This is a genomic window from Streptomyces diastaticus subsp. diastaticus (genome assembly GCF_011170125.1).
GTDB lineage: Bacteria > Actinomycetota > Actinomycetes > Streptomycetales > Streptomycetaceae > Streptomyces > Streptomyces diastaticus.
Window position 1 is genome coordinate 2,607,460 of sequence record NZ_BLLN01000005.1, and the last position, 17,458, is coordinate 2,624,917.

The 17,458-nt window shown below is 76.3% G+C and carries 13 protein-coding genes and 1 pseudogene; 2 read left to right on the forward strand and 12 right to left on the reverse strand.

Going from position 1 to position 17,458, the window contains the following annotated elements; translation table 11 throughout:
- Nucleotides 1-96 precede the first annotated feature (96 nt).
- Nucleotides 97-429 (reverse strand): annotated as a pseudogene (locus Sdia_RS28500) (amidase family protein); the annotation flags it as partial.
- A 1-nt stretch (nucleotide 430) separates the two neighbouring features.
- Between Sdia_RS28500 and Sdia_RS28505 the strand changes: the two are divergent.
- A complete protein-coding gene (locus Sdia_RS28505) occupies nucleotides 431-694 on the forward strand; it encodes a TetR family transcriptional regulator C-terminal domain-containing protein (RefSeq protein ID WP_371874300.1) in 264 nt (87 codons plus the stop codon).
- Nucleotides 695-722: 28 nt separating this feature from the next.
- Here the strand turns inward: Sdia_RS28505 and Sdia_RS28510 are convergent, their stop codons facing one another.
- On the reverse strand, nucleotides 723-980 hold the full coding sequence (locus tag Sdia_RS28510; protein WP_100456749.1) for a hypothetical protein: 258 nt from the start codon (nucleotides 978-980) through the stop codon (nucleotides 723-725).
- Entirely contained in the window at nucleotides 977-2,263 is a 1,287-nt protein-coding gene (locus Sdia_RS28515) for an amidohydrolase (RefSeq protein ID WP_100456979.1), read from the reverse strand. The genes Sdia_RS28510 and Sdia_RS28515 overlap by 4 nt, the downstream gene beginning before the upstream one ends.
- A 215-nt stretch (nucleotides 2,264-2,478) precedes the next feature.
- Between Sdia_RS28515 and Sdia_RS28520 the strand changes: the two genes are divergently transcribed.
- Nucleotides 2,479-2,655: a thiazolylpeptide-type bacteriocin gene (locus Sdia_RS28520; protein WP_026048345.1), complete on the forward strand. Its 177-nt coding sequence runs from the start codon at nucleotides 2,479-2,481 to the stop codon at nucleotides 2,653-2,655.
- An 83-nt stretch (nucleotides 2,656-2,738) separates the two neighbouring features.
- Here Sdia_RS28520 and Sdia_RS28525 read toward each other — a convergent pair whose 3' ends face one another.
- The 9 genes from Sdia_RS28525 to Sdia_RS28565 form a co-directional block, all read right to left on the reverse strand.
- Nucleotides 2,739-4,748, reverse strand: a complete 2,010-nt coding sequence (locus tag Sdia_RS28525; RefSeq protein ID WP_124287614.1) for a TOMM precursor leader peptide-binding protein — start codon at nucleotides 4,746-4,748, stop codon at nucleotides 2,739-2,741.
- 101 nt (nucleotides 4,749-4,849) lie between these two features.
- A complete protein-coding gene (locus Sdia_RS28530; RefSeq protein WP_100456756.1) occupies nucleotides 4,850-5,605 on the reverse strand; it encodes an ABC transporter permease in 756 nt (251 codons plus the stop codon).
- A gap of 54 nt (nucleotides 5,606-5,659) precedes the next feature.
- Nucleotides 5,660-6,625, reverse strand: coding sequence for an ABC transporter ATP-binding protein (locus tag Sdia_RS28535; RefSeq protein WP_100456759.1), 966 nt, complete (start codon nucleotides 6,623-6,625; stop codon nucleotides 5,660-5,662).
- A gap of 48 nt (nucleotides 6,626-6,673) precedes the next feature.
- Nucleotides 6,674-7,789 carry a metalloprotease gene (locus Sdia_RS28540; RefSeq protein WP_100456763.1) on the reverse strand — a complete coding sequence of 372 codons (1,116 nt, stop codon included), beginning with the start codon at nucleotides 7,787-7,789 and terminating at the stop codon, nucleotides 6,674-6,676.
- On the reverse strand, nucleotides 7,786-8,853 hold the full coding sequence (locus Sdia_RS28545; RefSeq protein WP_100456766.1) for a lantibiotic dehydratase C-terminal domain-containing protein: 1,068 nt from the start codon (nucleotides 8,851-8,853) through the stop codon (nucleotides 7,786-7,788). Before Sdia_RS28545 ends, Sdia_RS28540 begins: the two co-directional genes overlap by 4 nt.
- Nucleotides 8,850-11,585 carry a lantibiotic dehydratase gene (locus Sdia_RS28550; protein ID WP_229831606.1) on the reverse strand — a complete coding sequence of 912 codons (2,736 nt, stop codon included), beginning with the start codon at nucleotides 11,583-11,585 and terminating at the stop codon, nucleotides 8,850-8,852. Before Sdia_RS28550 ends, Sdia_RS28545 begins: the two co-directional genes overlap by 4 nt.
- A gap of 26 nt (nucleotides 11,586-11,611) precedes the next feature.
- Complete coding sequence (locus Sdia_RS28555) at nucleotides 11,612-13,219, reverse strand: SagB family peptide dehydrogenase (RefSeq protein WP_100456774.1); 1,608 nt, start codon at nucleotides 13,217-13,219, stop codon at nucleotides 11,612-11,614.
- A gap of 51 nt (nucleotides 13,220-13,270) precedes the next feature.
- Nucleotides 13,271-15,223, reverse strand: a complete 1,953-nt coding sequence (locus Sdia_RS28560; RefSeq protein ID WP_100456776.1) for a TOMM precursor leader peptide-binding protein — start codon at nucleotides 15,221-15,223, stop codon at nucleotides 13,271-13,273.
- Complete coding sequence (locus tag Sdia_RS28565) at nucleotides 15,213-17,444, reverse strand: TOMM precursor leader peptide-binding protein (RefSeq protein WP_100456779.1); 2,232 nt, start codon at nucleotides 17,442-17,444, stop codon at nucleotides 15,213-15,215. Before Sdia_RS28565 ends, Sdia_RS28560 begins: the two co-directional genes overlap by 11 nt.
- Nucleotides 17,445-17,458 lie beyond the last annotated feature (14 nt).

The window sequence follows — 17,458 nt, forward strand, 5'->3', positions numbered from 1 at the left end:
CCCCGGCCGCCGGCGAGGCTCTCCCGCCGGCCGCAGGCGCCACGCCCCGGCGGCACGGGGCGGACCCGCCCGGCCGCTCGCCGGGAGGACCGCGCCTCACCGACTCGCGGACTGCCGGCCTGCCCGCGGGTCGACGGGGGTGAGGACGCCGAGCCGGTCCTCGATCGCCTGGGCCGCGTCCAGGCACAGGTCCTCCCGGAAGGCGCGCCCGACGAGCCGCACCCCGCGGGGCAGGCCGTCGGCCGTCCCGGCCGGCACGGCCACGGCGGGCACCCCGACGAAGCTGGTCACGGTGCACAGGCGCATCGCCGACCCGACCCGCTCCCGCCCGGCCCGGTCCCGGGACTCCAGCCCCGGCTCGACGGCGGGCTCGGTGAAGACCGGGCCGAGCAGCAGCGGGTACGCGTCGAGGAACTCCGCCCAGGCCGCCGTGAGCCCGGCGCCGGCGCGGGGCCTGCGGGCCGACCACGCCAAGCTCCAGGAGGCGTTCACCGGCCTCGTCCGGGATGCCCTGGCGGGCGCCGGTCACGCCGCGGCCGATCCACGCCGCGCGGCCCGCACCCTGCTGGCCCTGGCGGACGGCCTCACCACGCACGTCCTCGTCGGCCACCTCTCCCCGCGGGAGGCGTACGAGGTGCTCCACGGGCACCTGGCCGGCCTGTGGGGGCTGCCGGAGCCGTCGGCCGGGGCCTGAGCCCGCCGCCCCGGACCTCACGGACGGCTCAGCGCGCCGACGCCCCCTGTCCGACCCTGCCCCACCCGCACAGCGCCGGGTCGGCCAGCGCCCGGGTGAGGAACGGCTCGGGGTCCGTGGGTACCGGGGCGAGCCGCAGGCGGAGCAGGTCGGTCCCGGCGTCGGGGTGGCAGCACCAGTCGGCGGGGAGCAGGGCCAGCAGCCGGATGACGGTGATCTGGCCGGGTGGGGCGGCGGGGTCGGCGCGGTGCAGGGTGACGTCGAGGTGGGCGGGGGACCAGGTCACGGGGCGGCCTCCGGGGAGGGCGGGAACGCTCCCACGGCGTGGGGGCCGTCCGCGAACAGGTGGCGGGCGGCCGCGGTGAGAGCGGTGATGCCGGCGGGCAGGGCCTGGCGCAGGTCGGGGGCGAAGTCGGAGGCGTGGTTGGCCGGGACCGGGCGGCCCTCGGCCGTGGCGGCCCGCCAGGTGGCGGCCGGGGTCGTGCCGAGCATCCAGTAGGCGAGCGGGATCCGGGTGCCGTCGGCGAGGCGGGTGAGGTGGGTGAGGTCCTCGGTGGCCGGGGACGGTACGGCGGCCAGGACGCGCCCGGCGCCGAGGTGCTCGGCGTGGACGGCGCGCAGGGCGGCGGTGAGGTCCGGGTCGGGGGTGAGGACGGGCGAGCGGGCGGTGACGGTCAGTTCGGGTGGCCCGGGCGCGGCGGCGGCCTCGCTCTCGGCGGCCAGGACGCGCCGTACGGCCTCCTGGAGCCGGTCCAGGGCGGCCTCGGTGAAGGCGCGCAGGCCCAGCGAGAGGGTGGCCCGGTCGGGGATGACGTTGGCGCGGGTCCCGGCGTGCAGGGTGCCGACCGTCAGCACGGCCCCTTCGGCGGGCGCGGTCTCGCGGGCGGTGAGGGTGTGCAGCCGCACCACGGCGGAGGCGGCCATCAGCAGCGGGTCGGCGGCGAGGTGCGGGGTGGCGGCGTGACCGCCTCGGCCGTGCAGGACGGCCTCCAGGGTGCGGCTGCCGGCCATCAGCGGGCCGCCGGTGGCGTGGGCGAGGGTCCCGGCGGGCAGCGGGGCGGCGTGCTGGGCGAGGACGGCGTCGGGGCGGCCGAACCGCTCGTACAGCCCGTCGTCGGCGAGGGCGCGGGCGCCGGTGAGGGTCTCCTCGGCCGACTGGCCGAGGAGCAGCAGGCGGCCCTGCCAGTCGGCGCGGGTGGCGGCGAGGCGGGCGGCGGCGCCGGTGGCCGCGGCGGCGTGCAGGTCGTGGCCGCAGGCGTGCATGACGCCGGGGACGGCGGAGGCGTAGGGCAGGCCGGTGGCCTCGGTGACGGGGAGCGCGTCGAGTTCGGTACGGAGCAGGACGGTGGGCCCGGGGCCGTTGCGGAGTTCGGCGAGGAAGGAGGGGGTGCCGGCGAGCCCGGGGTGGACGGTGAGGCCGAGGGCGGTGAGTCGGTCGGTGAGCAGGGCGGCGGTGGAGTGTTCGGCGCCGGAGAGTTCCGGGGCCCGGTGCAGTGCGAGGTACAGCTCTACGGCGGCCTTCAACTCGGCGCGGGGCGGCTGGGTTTCGGGGGCGGCCACGGGCCTCACCTCTTCGTCCTCGGGGGTGTCCACCTGGATCCACGGGCCGTCCGGGCAGCGTGCGGCGCGGGCGCGTCAGGGGCGTCTCGTTCCGCTGTCAGTGCACTGTCAACGGGTGACAGCGTCCTGGCGGCGGATCTGACAGCGGGTGGGGCTGGGATGGCGTCAGCAAGGGAGTTCCGCCGGATCGGCCGGCGGGCCCCTGGGACCGCAGGGAGTACGCGATGACCCCCAAGACCGAGCTGGCCACCCTCGCCGACGAGATCCTGGAGCTGGAGTCGGAGACCTTCGAGATCTCGGACTACTCGGACGCCGCCGAGGTCGTGCTCGCCGGTTCGACGTCCTGCTCCTCGACGTCGACCTGCTCCAGCACCACCAGCACCACCTCCTGCTCGGCCTGATCCGGCCGATCGCGCGTACGGCCCCTGTCCCGGCGGCGTCCACCGCCGGGACAGGGGCCTTCGTGCATCGTGGGCCGGGGTGCTCACGGGAAGGGATGCGGGGCCAGGTGGACGGCGTCGGCGGGCAGGTCGTCCGGGCGGCGTCCGGCGGTGCGCAGCCCGGTGCGCAGGCGCTCCATGGTCAGGGCGCGCTGCCGGGTCCAGCCGAAGTCGATGGGGAGCAGCCCGGGGACGGCGGTGGCCACGGTGCTGAGGCCGGCGCGGGCCTGCTCCGGGGTGGTCTGGTCGACGGCGATCACGTCGTGGCCGCCGTCGGCGAGGACGCCGGTGAGCAGCGCCAGGTCGTCGCGGAGGTCACCGGTGCGGGGGCGGACGGCGGTCCAGTCCGCGAAGGCGTCGGCGAGCGGGAGGCGCTCCAGAGGGTCGAGGAAGGGCGCGGCGTGGTGCGCCATCTCGGGCAGTCCGTAGAGCTGGGCATGGTCCTTGAGGTCCCGTACGAGGGTGTAGTCGGCCGCCATGGCGGTGAGTTCGGCACGGCGTTCGGTCACCTGGTAGGGCAGGTGCGGGATGTAGGTGAGGACTTCGGAGAGGGCGGAGGAGACGGTCTCGGCCGGGTCGAACCCGGCGGCGGCGGCGAAGGCGAGGGTGCCGGGGCCGCCGTCGCGGCGGACGGCGAGGGCGGTGACGACGGGGACGGGCGGGCCCATCCGGGTGTCGTAGGCGTGGATGTCGTAGCCGTGCAGGGCGGCCCGGTCGGTCATGGCGCGGACCTCGGGGTCGGCGACGGTGGCCAGGTCGATCTCGGTGAGCCGGGCGCGGCCGTACCAGGCGAGCAGGAAGGCGTCCCGCTCGACGCGTTCGAGAAGGCCGAAAAGGATCGCCTCGGCGAGGCCGGAGCCGGTGGCGCAGCCGTTGGAGCACTCGAAGACGAAGTTGTCGGCCTCGACCCCCGCGCTGTAGTGCGCGAGCCGCGCCGGGACGAGGACGGGCCTCTCGTCGCGCAGTGAGTGCCCCCAGACCCAGGGGATCTCGCGGTCCGGGTCGAAGGGGCTGACCAGCGGATCGTTCGCGTACGTCTCGGGGGCGTACAGCCCGCAGGTGCGCGGGTCGAGGGCGTCGGCGGCCAGCTCGTGGTAGCTGCCGAGGACGGGGGTGGTGCCGCGTCGGCGGTGGGTGCCCGCGTACCGCTCCAGCCCTTCCAGGAAGGCGAGGCGGCGGCTGGTGGCGGTGCGGTTGGCCTGGCCGGACCAGGTGACGTCGGTGAGCCCGGCGTAGCCGCGCACGAAGTGGGTGCCGGCCACGGGGGCGGTGGTGGTGGAGGCGGGGTTGATCCAGGTGTCGGAACCGAGGGCGCCGCAGACCGGGTTGGCGAGGGCGGCGACGGGCAGGGCGTACGCGCCGAGGGGACGTACGCGGTAGGTGCCCGGGTCGGGCTTGGGCGCCGGTTCGAGGGCGAGGCGGGCGGCCGGGGCGGTGTCGGGGCGCGGGGTGACGCAGGCCGGGCAGAGCGGGTCGGGCAGCAGCGGGAAGGTGGCGGTGGCGAGGGTGACGAGGTCGGTGCGGGTCACCCGGGGCAGGGCCCTGTCGGCGGGCTCCTCGGCGGCGGGGGCGGCGCGTCCCGGCCGGTGCACGGCCCGGTAGGCGGCCCAGACGGCGTCGGTGGCCCAGTCGGTGACGACCGGCCAGCCGGTGGCGCCGTGCGGCACGTGGCGGCGCTCCAGCGCCTCCCGCTCGGTGCGGCCCCGCAGCCGCTGCCACCGCATCCCCAGGCACTGCCCGCAGGCCCCGGCGGACTCGGGGCGGGCCCCGTCCGGCAGCCACGGACCGGTGAGGACGGCGCGCGAGGTGAGGTGGACGGTGGCAGCCGGGCGCTCGGCGGCGTACGGGTCGGGGGCGCCGGTGCCGAGGGTGTCGGCGGCGCCGAGCGGGACGACCGACGGGGCCGGGAGCAGGGCGCGTTCGGCCGCGGGCAGGGCGGCGTGGCGGGCGGTCAGCGCCGCCTGGAGCCGGTCGCGGGCGGCGTCCAGCGGGCGGGGGGCGGCGGGCGGTGCGGGGGCGGACGCGGTGGCGGTGGGCACGGGGGTGGCGGGCATGACGGGCTCCTGACGGGCCGGGGCGGGGAGGAACACGGGGCCGGGGCGGGGCGCGTGCGCTCCCCGCCCGGACCGGGAGGGCCGGTGCCTACTTCCGCTGGTCAGGTGCGGTCGGACCAGCGGAAGGTCTTGAGGGCGACGGCGGTGAAGACGACGGCGAACCCGGCGAGGACGCCGCAGGAGACCAGGATGTCGCCGGTGCTGCCGGAGCCGGTGAGGGCGGCGGACACCCCGTCGTTGAGGTAGCGCAGCGGCAGCACACGGGAGATGGCCTGCATCCAGTCGGGCATCGCGTCGAGCGGGAAGAAGGAGCCGGAGAGGAAGGCCATCGGCAGCATCACGCAGTTGGCGACGGCGGCGACCGCCTCCGGGGTGCGGGTGAAGGAGCCGACGATGACGCCGAGGGCGAGGAAGGCGGTGACGCCGACGACCAGCATCAGGAAGGCCCACGGCCACCCTGCGGAGAGTTCCAGGCCGAACGGCGGCAGCATGGCCACGGCGACGAAGAGGACGGCCTGCACGGCGCCGATGCCGAGCGCCAGCACGTACCGGGAGGCCATGACGGCGGAGACGGGCGTGGGGGTCATCCGGATGAGGCGCAGGATGTCGTCACGCCGCCACTGCATGAGGACGAAGCCGACGCCGAAGACGGCGGCGTTGCCCAGGCCCCAGGAGAGGACACCGGGGGCGATGTAGCTGATGTAGGGGCGGCCGGACTGCTCGACCTCCTGGCCGCTGAAGATGAGGCCGAAGACGACGAGGAAGATCAGCGGGAAGGCGAAGGTGAAGAAGAGGGTGGTCTTGTCGCGGGTGTAGGCCCGGTATCCGGCCTGGCTGAGGGCGGCGTAGGCGCTCATGGGGTCTCCGTGGGTGGTGGTGCGGGGTGCGTGTGCGGTGCGCGCGGCGCCTGGTCAGCTCTCGGCGGGGGCCGGGGCGGGGGACGACTCGCCGGTGAGGGTGAGGTAGACGTCCTCCAGGCTGGGGGTGCGGGTCTGCACGCCGTGCAGGCCGCCGCGGGCGTCGACGGCGGCGAGGACCGGGCCGGAGTCCTCCGTCTCCAGGACCGTCATGTCGCCGTCCGCCGTGGCGCGCAGGACGCCGGGCAGGGCGGCGCCCTCCTCCGGGGTCAGCCGGTCGGCGGGAACCAGCAGGCGGGTGGTGGCGCTGCTGGCGGCGATCAGCCGGCCGGGGCTGTCGAGGGCGCGGACGGCGCCGCCGACCAGGATGGCGACCCGGTCGCAGAGGGCTTCGGCCTCGTCCAGGTGGTGCGTGGTGTAGACGATGGTGCGGCCGGCGCCCTTGAGGTCGCGCAGCACCTTCCACAGGTCGCGACGGGCCTGCGGGTCGAGGGCGGCGGTCGGCTCGTCCAGGAAGATCAGCTCGGGGTCGTGGACGAGGGCGGAGGCGATGGCCAGGCGCTGGCGCTGGCCGCCGGAGAGGTCGTCCACCCGGACGTCGCCGTGGTCGGTGAGGCCGACCAGGGCGAGCGCCTGCTCGGCGGCGTCCCGGCCGGCCCGGTAGAGGGCGGCGACGGTGGTGAGGTGTTCGCGGGCGGTGAGGCGGACGAAGAAGGCGCTGGACTGGGTCTGCACGCCGATCCGCGGGAGCAGCGCGGTGTCCCGGGGCCAGGGGTGGCGGCCGAGCACGGTGACGGTCCCGGCGTCGGCCTTGCGCTGGCCCTCCATGATCTCCACGAGGGTGGTCTTGCCCGCGCCGTTGGGCCCGAGCAGCCCGAAGAACTCGCCGCGGCCGACGGTGAGGGTCACCCCGGCGACGGCCTCGGTCGGCCCGTACGTCTTGCGGACACCGTCGAGGACGACGGCGCCGTCGGTGGCCTCGCCCGGGGCTCCGGCGGGGTCGTGGGGCTGGGGGGTCATGTGGTGCTCCTCGATCGGGGTGTGCGGGGTACGTCCGGGGCGCTGAGGTCAGGTCCCGGTCAGCAGGTGGCGGGCGGCGGCCCACAGGGCCAGGCCGGTGCCCGCGAGGACCAGCAGCACGGCCGCCGGGTACGCCAGGTAGGCGCGGCGGGCCGGGGCCGGGTAGGCCCGGGCGGCCGGGTCGCGGCGCAGGGCGAGGCGGAGATAGGTGCGGCTGGCGGTGAACAGGCCGATGGTCCGGGTGAGTTGCCCGGCGATCTGGTACCCGTCGAGCGGCGGCAGCGGGACCAGCATGGCGAGGGCCTGCACGGTGCCGAGGAGGACGAGGGCGGCGCAGGCGTCGCGGGTGGCCTCGTCGGGCGGGGCGAGGAGCCAGAGCGCGCCGAACGGCAGCAGGAAAAGGAGGTTCATGACGGCTCCGGCGACGGCCGTCGCGATTCTCGCCCAACGGGTCGGCAGGTACGGGTAGTTGTCGACTGTGCAGTACATGATGACCATGGGCAGCCGCCACCGCAGGCCGATCTCGGCCACTGTGCCGCCGTAGTGACGGGCCACCACGCCGTGCGCCAGTTCGTGCAGGGCGGTGGAGAGCCAGAGCAGGGTGGCGGCGGCGACCAGGAGCACCGGATTGCCCAGCAGCGCCCGGGTGGCGTCGAGCGCCTCCCCGGCGCGCGCCACGAGCGCGGCCTCCAGGGCGAGGACGAGGAGCAGCAGCGGGACGAGCGCGGCCGGGTGGAGCAGGGGGCGCAGCACCCGGTGGAGCCGGGTGGTGGTGGTGTCCGCGTCGGCGACCAGGCGCAGGGTGCCGCGCCACAGGGTGCGCGGTTCGGCGGACTTCGCCGGGGCGGCGGCCGGGCGGGGAGCGCCGTCGAGGAGGCCGCGGGTGCCGAGCAGGGCGAGGAGCTGGCGCCACTGGGCCTCGCCGAGCCGCTTGCCGTGGGCGGAGGCGTAGGCGGCGCCGAGGTCGTCCAGGGCGCGGGTGCCGTCCATGCGGGCGAGCAGGAACGCCTCCCGCGGGCCGACCTTGAAGGAGTGGCCGGTGCCGGTGTCCTTGACGAGGTGGACGGTGGCCGGGCCGTCGAGGAGGGGCCCGCCGACGAGCACGCCCGCGCGCAGGGCGGGCCGGTAGGAGCCCGGGACGGCCCGTTCGGCGGGCGCGCTCACGCGGCGTCCTCGCGCAGCACCCGGCCGAGGACGTGCGAGAGGTACGCCTCGTCGCGGATGGTGACGTGCAGCCGGTTGTTGGTCATGTGCATGTACGGCGAGAGGAGCAGTGGCAGCGCCACGGCCGGGTCGGTGACCCGCTCGTCGCGGGTGCCGTCCCAGGAGCGGAAGACGAGGTCGCCGTCGGTGGCCAGCTTCTCGGCTCGGGTGCGGAGTTCCGCGCAGTGGTCGGCCCAGCCGGCGAGGAAGCCGGGCAGCCGGGGCCGCTCGCCCTCCGGGGTGGCGGGACGGGTGGCGGCGCGGACGCGGGCGAAGCGCTCACCGAGGCCGGGGGCGAGGGCCGCGTAGTTGCGGTCGTACTCGTCGGTGCCGATGAAGTTGGTGCCGGGGAAGGCCCGGTGCCAGAACTCGTAGTAGCTGTCGAGGTAGCCGGTGAGTTCGGCCCGGTCGGGCAGGAAGGTCGCGGCCATCACCATCATGAGCTGGGCGGAGGTGCCGAGCAGCACGGTGCGCAGGTGGAGGTTGATGGTGGCGAAGGCGTCGATGACCAGGTCGCTGGAGTGCCGGAAGTGCCACTCGGCCAGCTCGATCCCGGCCGTCCCGCCGTACTTGCCGTACTCGGGTTCGTACGGTTCGGCGCTGCGGCTGTTGTTGGGACGGATGTTCATGCGCCCGTCGTCGCCGGTGTAGTGGCCGCGTTCGGCGCCGGGGAACTCGATGTCGAAGAGGGTGTTGTAGAAGTCGTTGAGGAAGCCGGCGTCGACCTCGTAGAGCGCGGGGCGTTCGCGCAGGAAGGTGTCGACGGCCTCCTCGGTGCGGCGGCGGACCTCCGCCTCGGCCTCGGGGGTGGCGGGCTTGAGGCGCAGCCGCACGTGCGGGCCCTCCAGCCAGTAGTTGATGAAGAAGTAGCCGCTGATCAGCCCTTCCTCCTCCAGCTCGGTGACGAGCGGGCGGACGCAGGTCAGCAGGAAGGGCCGGGGGTTGGCGGCGTAGAAGACGTGGGTGGCCTGCCAGGCGCCGGTCTTCGCGGCGGTCCCGGTGGCGGACAGGGTCAGGTCGGTCATGGCGCGGTCCTCGCGGGGGTGGGGGCGGGCAGGGTCTCCACGGCCAGTTCGGTGACGTGCCGGCCGCGCGACGAGGCGGCGTGCAGCCCGTCCTCGTCGGGCAGCGCCTCGCGGAGGACGGCGCGGGCCTTGTCGGTACGGAGCAGCGCCTCGAAGGCGGCGAGCGAGAGCGGGCTGTCGAAGTCGACGTAGCTCGGCTTGGCGCCGGTCGCGCCGCGTGCCCCGCTGTCGGAGACGGTGGCGTAGACCCGGGCGGGCAGGCCGTGGGCGCGGCGGAAGCGGTGCCAGCCGAGGAACCAGGTGGCGTCGTCGGTGCCGGGGGCGCGCAACGGCAGGTTCCGCGCGTCCACGCCCCAGCTGCGGCGCGCGAGGACCAGGCTGCCGTGGCGGACCCGGGGGCGGTGGGTGACGCCGTCCACGGGCGGACGGTCGGGGACGCCGCCCCAGACGTTGAGCGGGGACATGGAGGTCGGGGAGAGCAGCAGCAGGGTGCGCGGCAGTTCGGGCAGGGCGAGCGGAACGAGGTAGCCGAGGTAGACGGGGATCACCTCGCGCTCCAGCCGGACCGAACGCAGGACGAGGCGGTCCTGCTCCTCGTCGTGGACGAGGAAGAGGTCGTCCAGGCCGAGCTGGAACCTCGGCTCCAGGGTGCCGCTCTCGCCGGGCCCGACGATCTCGTACTCGGTGAGGCGGGCGTGCAGGTTGAGGTTGGAGGTGACGGGGCCGCCGGTGACCTCGGCGAGGACGGCGCCGGGCGGGGCGGCCTCGGCACCGGCGGCGAGCAGCCGTTCGCCGAGGCCGTCGAAGAGGTGGGTGAAGCGGCTGAAGGGGAAGGAGAGCCCGCCGTAGGAGCGGTTGAGGACGGCGAGCGGGCCGTCCGGCCGGTCGGCGAGCTGGACGTGATGGCTCATCGGCGCGAAGGCGGGTGCGAGCGGGGCGAGCGGCGCCGCCGCGGCGTCCAGCAGGTCCTCGTCGAGGACGAGGTCGCCGTCGCCCTCGTGCGCGGCCCAGCGTTCCCGCATCCCGGTGAGGAAGGCGGCCCGGGCGGCGTCCAGCGCCTTCAGCTCGGGCAGGCCGAGCCAGTTCTCCTCCGGGTTGTGGTCGCCGTCGGGGCCGAAGGCGGGGCGCTGGGAGGTGAAGGAGAGGTACTGGTCGAAGAAGTCCTCGTGGAAGTCGTGGACCAGCTTGACCAGGTCGTCGCAGCGCCCGCCGCGCCCGAAGCGGGCGGTGAAGAAGCCCTTGAGGGTGAGCCGGTGCGGCAGGGTCAGGTCGAAGGCGGGCAGCACGCGCTCCAGCCGGGCCAGCGGCTCCCCGGCGGCCTCGGCCCAGCGGTCGGCGGAGAGGGTGAGGCCGGTCGGCCCGTCGGCGGGGACGGCGCAGTCCTCGTAGAGCACGGTCTGCGGGACGCGGCTCTGCTCGGCTCCCAGCGACCGCTGCACGGTGGCGAGTTCGGCGCGCAGGTTCTCCAGCAGCAGCCGTCTGCGGTCCGGTTCGGCGGCGGCGAACTTGTCGACGCAGGCCGCGGCGGGCTCCAGCCTGTCGGCGAGGCGGTCGGCCCAGGGGCGGCCCACCTCGCGCAGGGCCGACTGGAAGGCGCGCAGCGGATCGGTGTCGTGGACGGTGACGTCGAGACAGGGCACCCGGACCAGGCCGAGGGCGAGCAGCGCGTCGAGGTACTGCGCGACGTCGGCCTCGGTGGCGCCCCGGTCGGCGGCGAGCCAGGCGGAGAGGGCGCCGTACCGGAGGGTGCCGTGCTCCTCGAAGTGGCCGAGGAGCCGGTCGAGGGTGCCGCTGCGGCGGAGGTAGAAGAGGCGGTCCTTGACGGAGTCGAAGGTGACGGCGGTGGCCTCGTCGCCCTCGGTGACCCAGCGGCGTACGTACCGCACCCGGTCCGCCTCTCGCCCCCAGCCGGAGGCGACGGTGACGGGCAGGTCGGCGCGGCGGGCCGGGTCGGCGAGGACGGTGGCGGCGAGCCGGCCGACGGCGGCGGTGTTGAGCCGGGCGGCGGTGGGCCAGGCGTCGGCGACGGCCAGCGGGAAGGCGCCGGGCCCCTCGTGGGCCTCGCCGTCGCTGAAGGTGCCGAGGCCCACGCCGGTGAAGGTGGAGAAGGGACTGGTCTTGCAGGCGGTGCGGTACAGGTAGGACAGGAGCGAGCGCTCGATCTTGCGGTGCTTCTTGTCCGGGGTGGCGGCCGGGTCGGCGGCGGTGCGCCGCACGTACGCGTCGAGCCCCGCGTCGAGGGTGGGTGAGGCGAGCAGCAGGCCCTTGCGGAGCCGGTCCTCGCCCGCCGCCGCGCAGAGGGCGGCGCGGGCGCGGGCCGTCTCGGAGGCGAGCAGCCCGGTGCCCTCGGCCTCGCGGGCGGCGAGCGCGGCGCGGCGCGTGAGCCAGTCGCCCAGGGCGCCGGCGGTCCGCGGGTCGCGGGCGGCGACCAGGGCGCGGGCCGCGCCGGGGTCCTTGGGCAGCCGGTTGTTGAAGACCTCGCGGCGCAGCTTCAGCAGGGCGCGGCGTTCGGCCTCGTCCTCGGTCCCGCCGATCAGCGGGTGGAGGAGGTCGCCGAGGGCCTCGCCGTCGGCGGTGAGGCGGGCGGCGGCGTCGAGCACGTCGTCGGCCCAGCGGCGGGCGCCGGGGGCGCGCAGCGGGCGGACGGTCTCGACGGGGAGCCCGGCGGTGCGCAGGACGAAGGCTTCGCGGGGGCGGCCGGGGCGCGGGCCGGGGGCGTCGGGTGCGGGCATGGCGGCGGGGGTGCCCCTTCCGGAGGTCACGTGAGCTCGTGGCGGTAGTCGGCGGGGGCGGGCCGCTCGTGGCCGACCATCATGATCAGCAGCGGGGCCTCGCCGGTGGCCTCCAGGCCCAGTTCCTCGACGTAGGAGATGTTGTCGAAGCCGAGGGCCACGCCGCAGCCGACGTCGAGTGCGGCGGCGGCGGTGTAGACGGACTGGGCGACGGCGCCGATGGTGGCGTTGACCAGGCGGTAGCCCCGGTCGCCGACGGCGTCCAGCACGGCGGTGGTGCGCACGGTGGGCACCAGCACGGCGCCGGCCTGTTCCAGGTTGTAGTTGGAGAGGAAGTAGTTCTTCTGCAGGAAGGGTCCGGGGGCGCCCGCCTTGACCAGGCGCAGGGTGTGCGCCTCGGGGTCGTAGGCGTAGGCGCCGGGGGCGAGGTCCTCGGCGTGGTTGACGAAGACGTACAGCCCCGCCAGTCGCTCGCCGCCGGGCCCGGTGCCGGTGTCGCCGCCGAGGTACGAGCCGTCGGTGGCGGCCCGGCAGCAGGCGGCGAGGTCGGCGGCGGCCAGCGGCCGGGAGGCGTCGAACCGGCCGAAGCTGCTGCGGCGGCGGCGCAGCGCGGTGCGCACGTCGGCGGTGAGGGGGGCCGCCGGGGGCAGCGCTGCCTCGGGCAGGGCGGGATCGGCCGGGCGGGCGGCGGCCGGGGCGAGGGCGCCGGGGGCCGGCCGGTCGAGGGCGCCCTCGGCGGTGGCGGCCTGCATGGCGGTGACGGCCTCGAAGGTGAGGACGGTGCGGGACCGTTCGACGTCCCGGTGGCGCACGGAGAACGGGGTGGCCGGTGCGGCGGCGGTGCCGGTGGCGCCGCGCCACCTCAGCGGTACGACGGCGAAGATCCCCTCCTCCTCGGTGCGCACCCCGAGCAGCCGCGCGAGCCGCTCCTCGTCGAACCAGAGGGCGGGCGCCACCTCCAGGCCCCGGGCGCGGGCCCACATGCGCCAGGTCTGCACGCAGGCGCCGAGGTCCATGGAGACGGCGTGGAAGGAGAAGCTGTTGTACTTGAAGGAGTTCTGCCAGTACTTGATCGACAGGACGAGGTACTGGTCGGTGGCGTCGGCCCCGTCCGGCGCGCCCGGCCCGGCCGCCTCCAGGGCGGCGCGTACCTCGCCGGTGGCGTCGCCGGTGAGCAGGCGGCGCATGGCGTGGTGGCGGGTGGCGTAGTGGTGGACGCCCGGCGGCACGGGCGCCGTGGGCCCGGAGACCCAGTAGACGCTGACCGGGTAGAGCCCGCCGCCGGAGGCCGAGCCGCGCGAGAAGTTGGCGAGCGGGTAGTGCGGCAGGGCGTCCAGGTCGGTGTTGGCCTGGACGCCGAGGCGGCGCCCGGTCAGGCCGTAGGAGTCGCGGAGCATCCCGGAGAGCGCGGCGAGGTCGAAGCCGCCGGGTTCGGCGAGGGGCGCGGGGTCCAGGCCCCGGTCGAGGGCGGCGTCGGCGGGGTAGCCGGAGTCGGGCAGCGGCAGCAGGTCGGTGTCCGGGTAGTGCTTGGTCTTGCGCGGGCCGTCGGCCCAGTTCGGCACGTGGTCGACCGGCTCCATGTGGACCCGGCCGCGCCGCATGATGGCGGCGGCGTAGTCGTAGGCGTACCCCACGGGAGACTCCCTGGCTTGTCGGGGCGGCTGGCTGGTGTCGTCGGTCCCCGGTCAGGGGAAGGGGTGGGGGGCCGGGTTGAGGTCGGCGTCGGTGAGGTCGCGGTCGGCCAGGCCCGCCTCGCGCAGGGCGGTGCGCAGGCGGGGCATGCCCAGGGCGCGCTGGCGGGTCCAGCCGAAGTCGATGGGGAGCAGGCCGGGGACGAGGACGCTGACGGTCCGCAGGCCCAGCGCCCGCTGCTCGGGCATGGTCTGGTCGACGACGACCACGTCGAAGCCGGCGCCGGTGACGGCTTCCACGCACCGCGCGAGGTCGTCCCGCAGGTCCTTTGAGACGGGTGGTGGCGAGCCGCCTCCGTACAGCTCGCTGAAGGACCGCTTCGGCGGGCGCGGGGCGCCGGGCGCGCCGATGAGGAAGTGGGCGTGGTCGCCCATCTCGGGGATGCCGTAGGCGAGCGGGTGGTCGTGGAGTGCCTCGACGCGGTGGAAGTCGGTGGCCATGGCGCGCAGCCGGGCCTCGTCGCGCCGGGTGCGGCCCGGCAGGTTGACGGCGTCGGTGGCGATCTCGCAGAGGGCGCCCGCGACGGCCGCCTCGGGGTCGAGGCCGGCCCCGGCGCCGAAGCACATCCGGCCGAGCCCGCCGTCGGGGCGGACGGCGACGCCGGTGACGACGGGGATGGGGAAGGTGACGCGGGTGTCGAAGAAGCGGGCCTCGTAACCGTAGAGGGCGAGCCGGTCGACCATGTGGCGGGTGGCGGCGCTGGTGCTGGTCGCCGGGTCGATCTCGGGCAGGGCGGCCCGCCCGTACCAGGCGAGCAGGAAGGCGTCCCGCTCGACGACCTCCATGAGTCCGCAGTAGACGGCCTCCTCCAGACAGCCGCCGGTGGCGCAGCCGTTGGAGGACTCCTGCACGAACCGGTTCTCCAGCCCGGGCGCGTGGTAGTACGTCAGCACCTCGGGGACGAGGACGGGCCGCTCGTCGCGGAGCGAGTAGCCCCAGACCCAGGGGATCTCGCGGTCGGTGGTGAAGGGCGGCACGTGGGGGTTGGCGGCGTGGAAGGCCGCGTCGTAGAGCCCCACCACGCGCGGGTCCACCACCTGCTCGCCGCGCGCCACCAGGCTGTCGAGCGAGGCCCTGACCTCGGCCTTCTTCGCCCGCGACCGCATCCCGGCGTACCGCTCCAGCCCTTCCAGCACGCCGATGCGCAGGCTCTGGCCGAAGGTGTCGGCGTGGCCGCCCCAGAAGGTCTCGCGCAGGTAGTCGCCGGAGCGCATCGAGAAGCAGCCGACGGTCGCGGAGGTCGACCCCGAGGAGACGTCCTGGACGACGGAGGGCCCGAGGGAGCCGCAGAGCGGGTTGGCGTACGGCTGGAGAGGCAGGTCGTAGGTGGCGAGGTCCCGGACGCGGAAGCTGCCGGGCCGGTGCTTGGGCGCGGGCCCGAGCGTGAGGGTGGCGGCCTCGGCGGTGTCCTCCTCGGCCACCGAGCAGCGTGGGCACTCCGGGTCGGGGACGAGCGGGTAGTGGCGGGTCCGCAGCGTCTGGAGGTCGACCAGGTGCACGGCGGCGAACGCCCCCGTGTCCGGGCCGCGCCCGCCGGTCCGCGCCGCGATCAGCGCGGCCACCGCGTCGGCCCCGAACGGCGTCAGGTACGGGTTGTGACCCGCCGTCCGCGTCCCGGCCCCCAGCTCCAGCGCCTCCCGCAGCGTCACACTGCGCACCGCCTGCCAGCGCCGCTCCAGGCAGCGCGGGCAGGGCTGCTCGCGCTCTCCGGGGAACGGGCCGACCACGGCCTGCCGCCCGTAGATCCGCACGGGCACGGCATCGGCGTCGTACACCGGGACGGGCGCCCGGAAGGCGTCGTGCACGCCGAGCGGGGCCAGGTCCAGGGCGACGGGCGTGCCGTGGGCGGCCAGCGCCCGGCGCAGTCCGGCGCCGAAGGCGGCCACCGGGTCACCGGTGGTGCGGCCCGGTGCTCCGGCCGCCTGGTCGAGGGTGTCAGCGGGCATCGGGGCCGTCCTCGGAGGCGGGCACGGTCAGCAGGACGCGCGCGGTGGCGAGCCGGCCGGTGGCGAGGTCGGCCGAGGTGGTGTCCAGGTACAGGGCGTCGCGGCCGCTCTCTCCGAGGCGGGCCAGGATCTCGGCGAAGGTGGTGGCGGCGTCGAGCGGGCCGCCCGGCTCCGCGGCGACGGTGAGCGCGGCGGGCGCCAGGTCGGTGACGAAGGGGTCGCCCGCATCGGGTTCCCGGCCGGTCCCGTCGGCGAGCTGGGCGTCTCCGAGCAGGTCGCGCAGGGCGGCGCGGGCGGCCTCACGCCGGGTCAGGTCGGCGGCCACCGCCCAGCGGCCGCCGGGTTCGCGGGCGAGGACGACGGGGGCGGGCCCGTCGCCGGTGAGGTCGAGGAGTTCCACGCCGAGGTCGAGGGCGGCGGCCGTCTTGTGCAGGAACTCCAGCTCCGGATCGGCCGCCGTGTCCTCGGCGAGCGGCGCGGCCCGGCTGCCCCGGACGGCATCCAGTACGGCGGTGTGGGCGAGGGCGGCGAGCAGCGCGGCCCCGGCGGCCTCGGCGGCGGAGCCCCCGGCGCCCGCTCCGGCGGCGTGGGCGAGGTGGGTGCGGAGCTGGTTGTGCGGGCCGAACGGCCGGGCGGCGGCGACGGGCACGCGGTGCGGCGCCCCGGTGCGCAGCGACAGGGCGGGGGTCCAGGCGGCGGCCGGGGTGTCGTCGGTGCCGCCGAAGGTCGCGAACGCGGCCGGGGCGAGCGGCGTGCCGTGCTCCTCCCCCGCGGCGGGGGCGGGCACGGTGTGGTCGGCGTGGAGGACGGCGGCCCGGTGCAGGGCACGGGTGCGCGCCCCGGCCAGGTGGTGGATGTCGGCGGCGGTCACCGCGCGCACCGTGCCGTCGGGCAGGGCGAGTTCGACGCGGCTGACCTTGAGCGGGGTCTGGGTGAGGTCGTCGTCGTCGAAGCGGGTGAAGACGCCGGTGTGCGGGCGGACCAGCGCGCTCGCGGTGGCGTTGAGGGCGTCCACCACCTCCTGCGCCTCCTCGGCCCCGGCCACGCTCGGCGTGCGGGGGACCTCCGGGGTCCCGGGAGAGGCCGGCACCGGGGCCCCGGAGGGAGCGCAGTGGCGGCAGCGCGGGTGCGGCGGCACGGGTTCGGCGAGGACGTCGAGCGACTGGAGGTCCTGGATCAGCACCTGCCCGCGCGTCTCGGCCGGCTGCACGCCGCTGGTCACCCGGAACACCTCGTACGCGAGGAGGTTCCCGCACATCGCGGCGAGCGGCCCGGTCAGCGGCCCCGGCGCCCCCGGCTCGGTGCCCCGGGCGCCGCCCGCGACCTCGCTCCACAGGGCGGCGGCGGTGCCGCCGTCGACGTTGGCGCCGAGGCGGAGCAGGGCGCAGGACCAGCAGCCGCCGGTGGCGGTGGCGTCGGTGGTGGCGGTGGTGTCGGTCAGCGGCCCCATCACGAGCCGTTCCCCGAAGGTCCAGGCGGGCAGCAGGGTGCGGCCCTCGGGGACGCCCTCGGTCAGCAGGCGGTGGGTGAGCCCGGCGGCGCCGTGCCCGGAGACCACCACGACGTCGTACCCCTCCAGCGCCGCCCAGCCCGGGCCCTCGGCGGGGTCGGGCAGCCGGTCGAGGCTCACCGGGCAGCCCTCGTCGGCGAGCCGGGCCGCCTCCTGGGCCACGTCGGGGAAGTCGGCGGCCAGGCCCAGGGCGCCGCAGCCGTTGCGGACCAGGCCGAGGGCGGCCCAGCGGGCGGTCTCGTCGGTGCCGAGGACCGCGATCCGGGCGGCCCGGTAGCGGGCGAACCGGTCGGGGGCCGCGTCGGTGTAGTGGTCGATGTAGGCGATCTGTGCGGCGAACCGCTGCCCGGCGGCGTCCTCGGGTGCCGGACGCAGGGCGTCCGTCTCGGGGATGTCGCGGGCGAAGTCGCGGGCGTAGAGGGTGCGGACCAGTTCGGCGGCCATCGCACGCTGGGCCGGGCCGAAGCCGGCGCAGACCTCGTCGAGGCGGTGGCGCCCGGTGAGGTGCGGCAGGACGAGGGAGGCGAACCGGTAGGCGGTGCGGCCGGTGAGGTGGAAGCCGCCGTCGGCGTTGTGGAAGAGGACCCCGCCGGGTGTCTGGGTGAAGAGCACGTCGCGGCGGACCCGGGGCCGGGTGGCGGCGAGCGCGTCGAAGGCGTCGGCGGGGTCGGCGCCGGTCGCCGGGGCGGGGTCGGTCGTGGGTTCGGCCATCAGGAGTCACACCT

Bases quoted from the DNA above. Each gene is read 5' to 3' on its own strand.
- Sdia_RS28520 (WP_026048345.1), top strand. From the start codon at position 2,479: ATGACCCCCAAGACCGAGCTGGCCACCCTCGCCGACGAGATCCTGGAG.
- Sdia_RS28525 (WP_124287614.1), bottom strand. From the start codon at position 4,748: ATGCCCGCCACCCCCGTGCCCACCGCCACCGCGTCCGCCCCCGCACCG.
- Sdia_RS28530 (WP_100456756.1), bottom strand. From the start codon at position 5,605: ATGAGCGCCTACGCCGCCCTCAGCCAGGCCGGATACCGGGCCTACACC.
- Sdia_RS28535 (WP_100456759.1), bottom strand. From the start codon at position 6,625: ATGACCCCCCAGCCCCACGACCCCGCCGGAGCCCCGGGCGAGGCCACC.
- Sdia_RS28545 (WP_100456766.1), bottom strand. From the start codon at position 8,853: ATGACCGACCTGACCCTGTCCGCCACCGGGACCGCCGCGAAGACCGGC.
- Sdia_RS28550 (WP_229831606.1), bottom strand. From the start codon at position 11,585: ATGCCCGCACCCGACGCCCCCGGCCCGCGCCCCGGCCGCCCCCGCGAA.
- Sdia_RS28560 (WP_100456776.1), bottom strand. From the start codon at position 15,223: ATGCCCGCTGACACCCTCGACCAGGCGGCCGGAGCACCGGGCCGCACC.
- Sdia_RS28565 (WP_100456779.1), bottom strand. From the start codon at position 17,444: ATGGCCGAACCCACGACCGACCCCGCCCCGGCGACCGGCGCCGACCCC.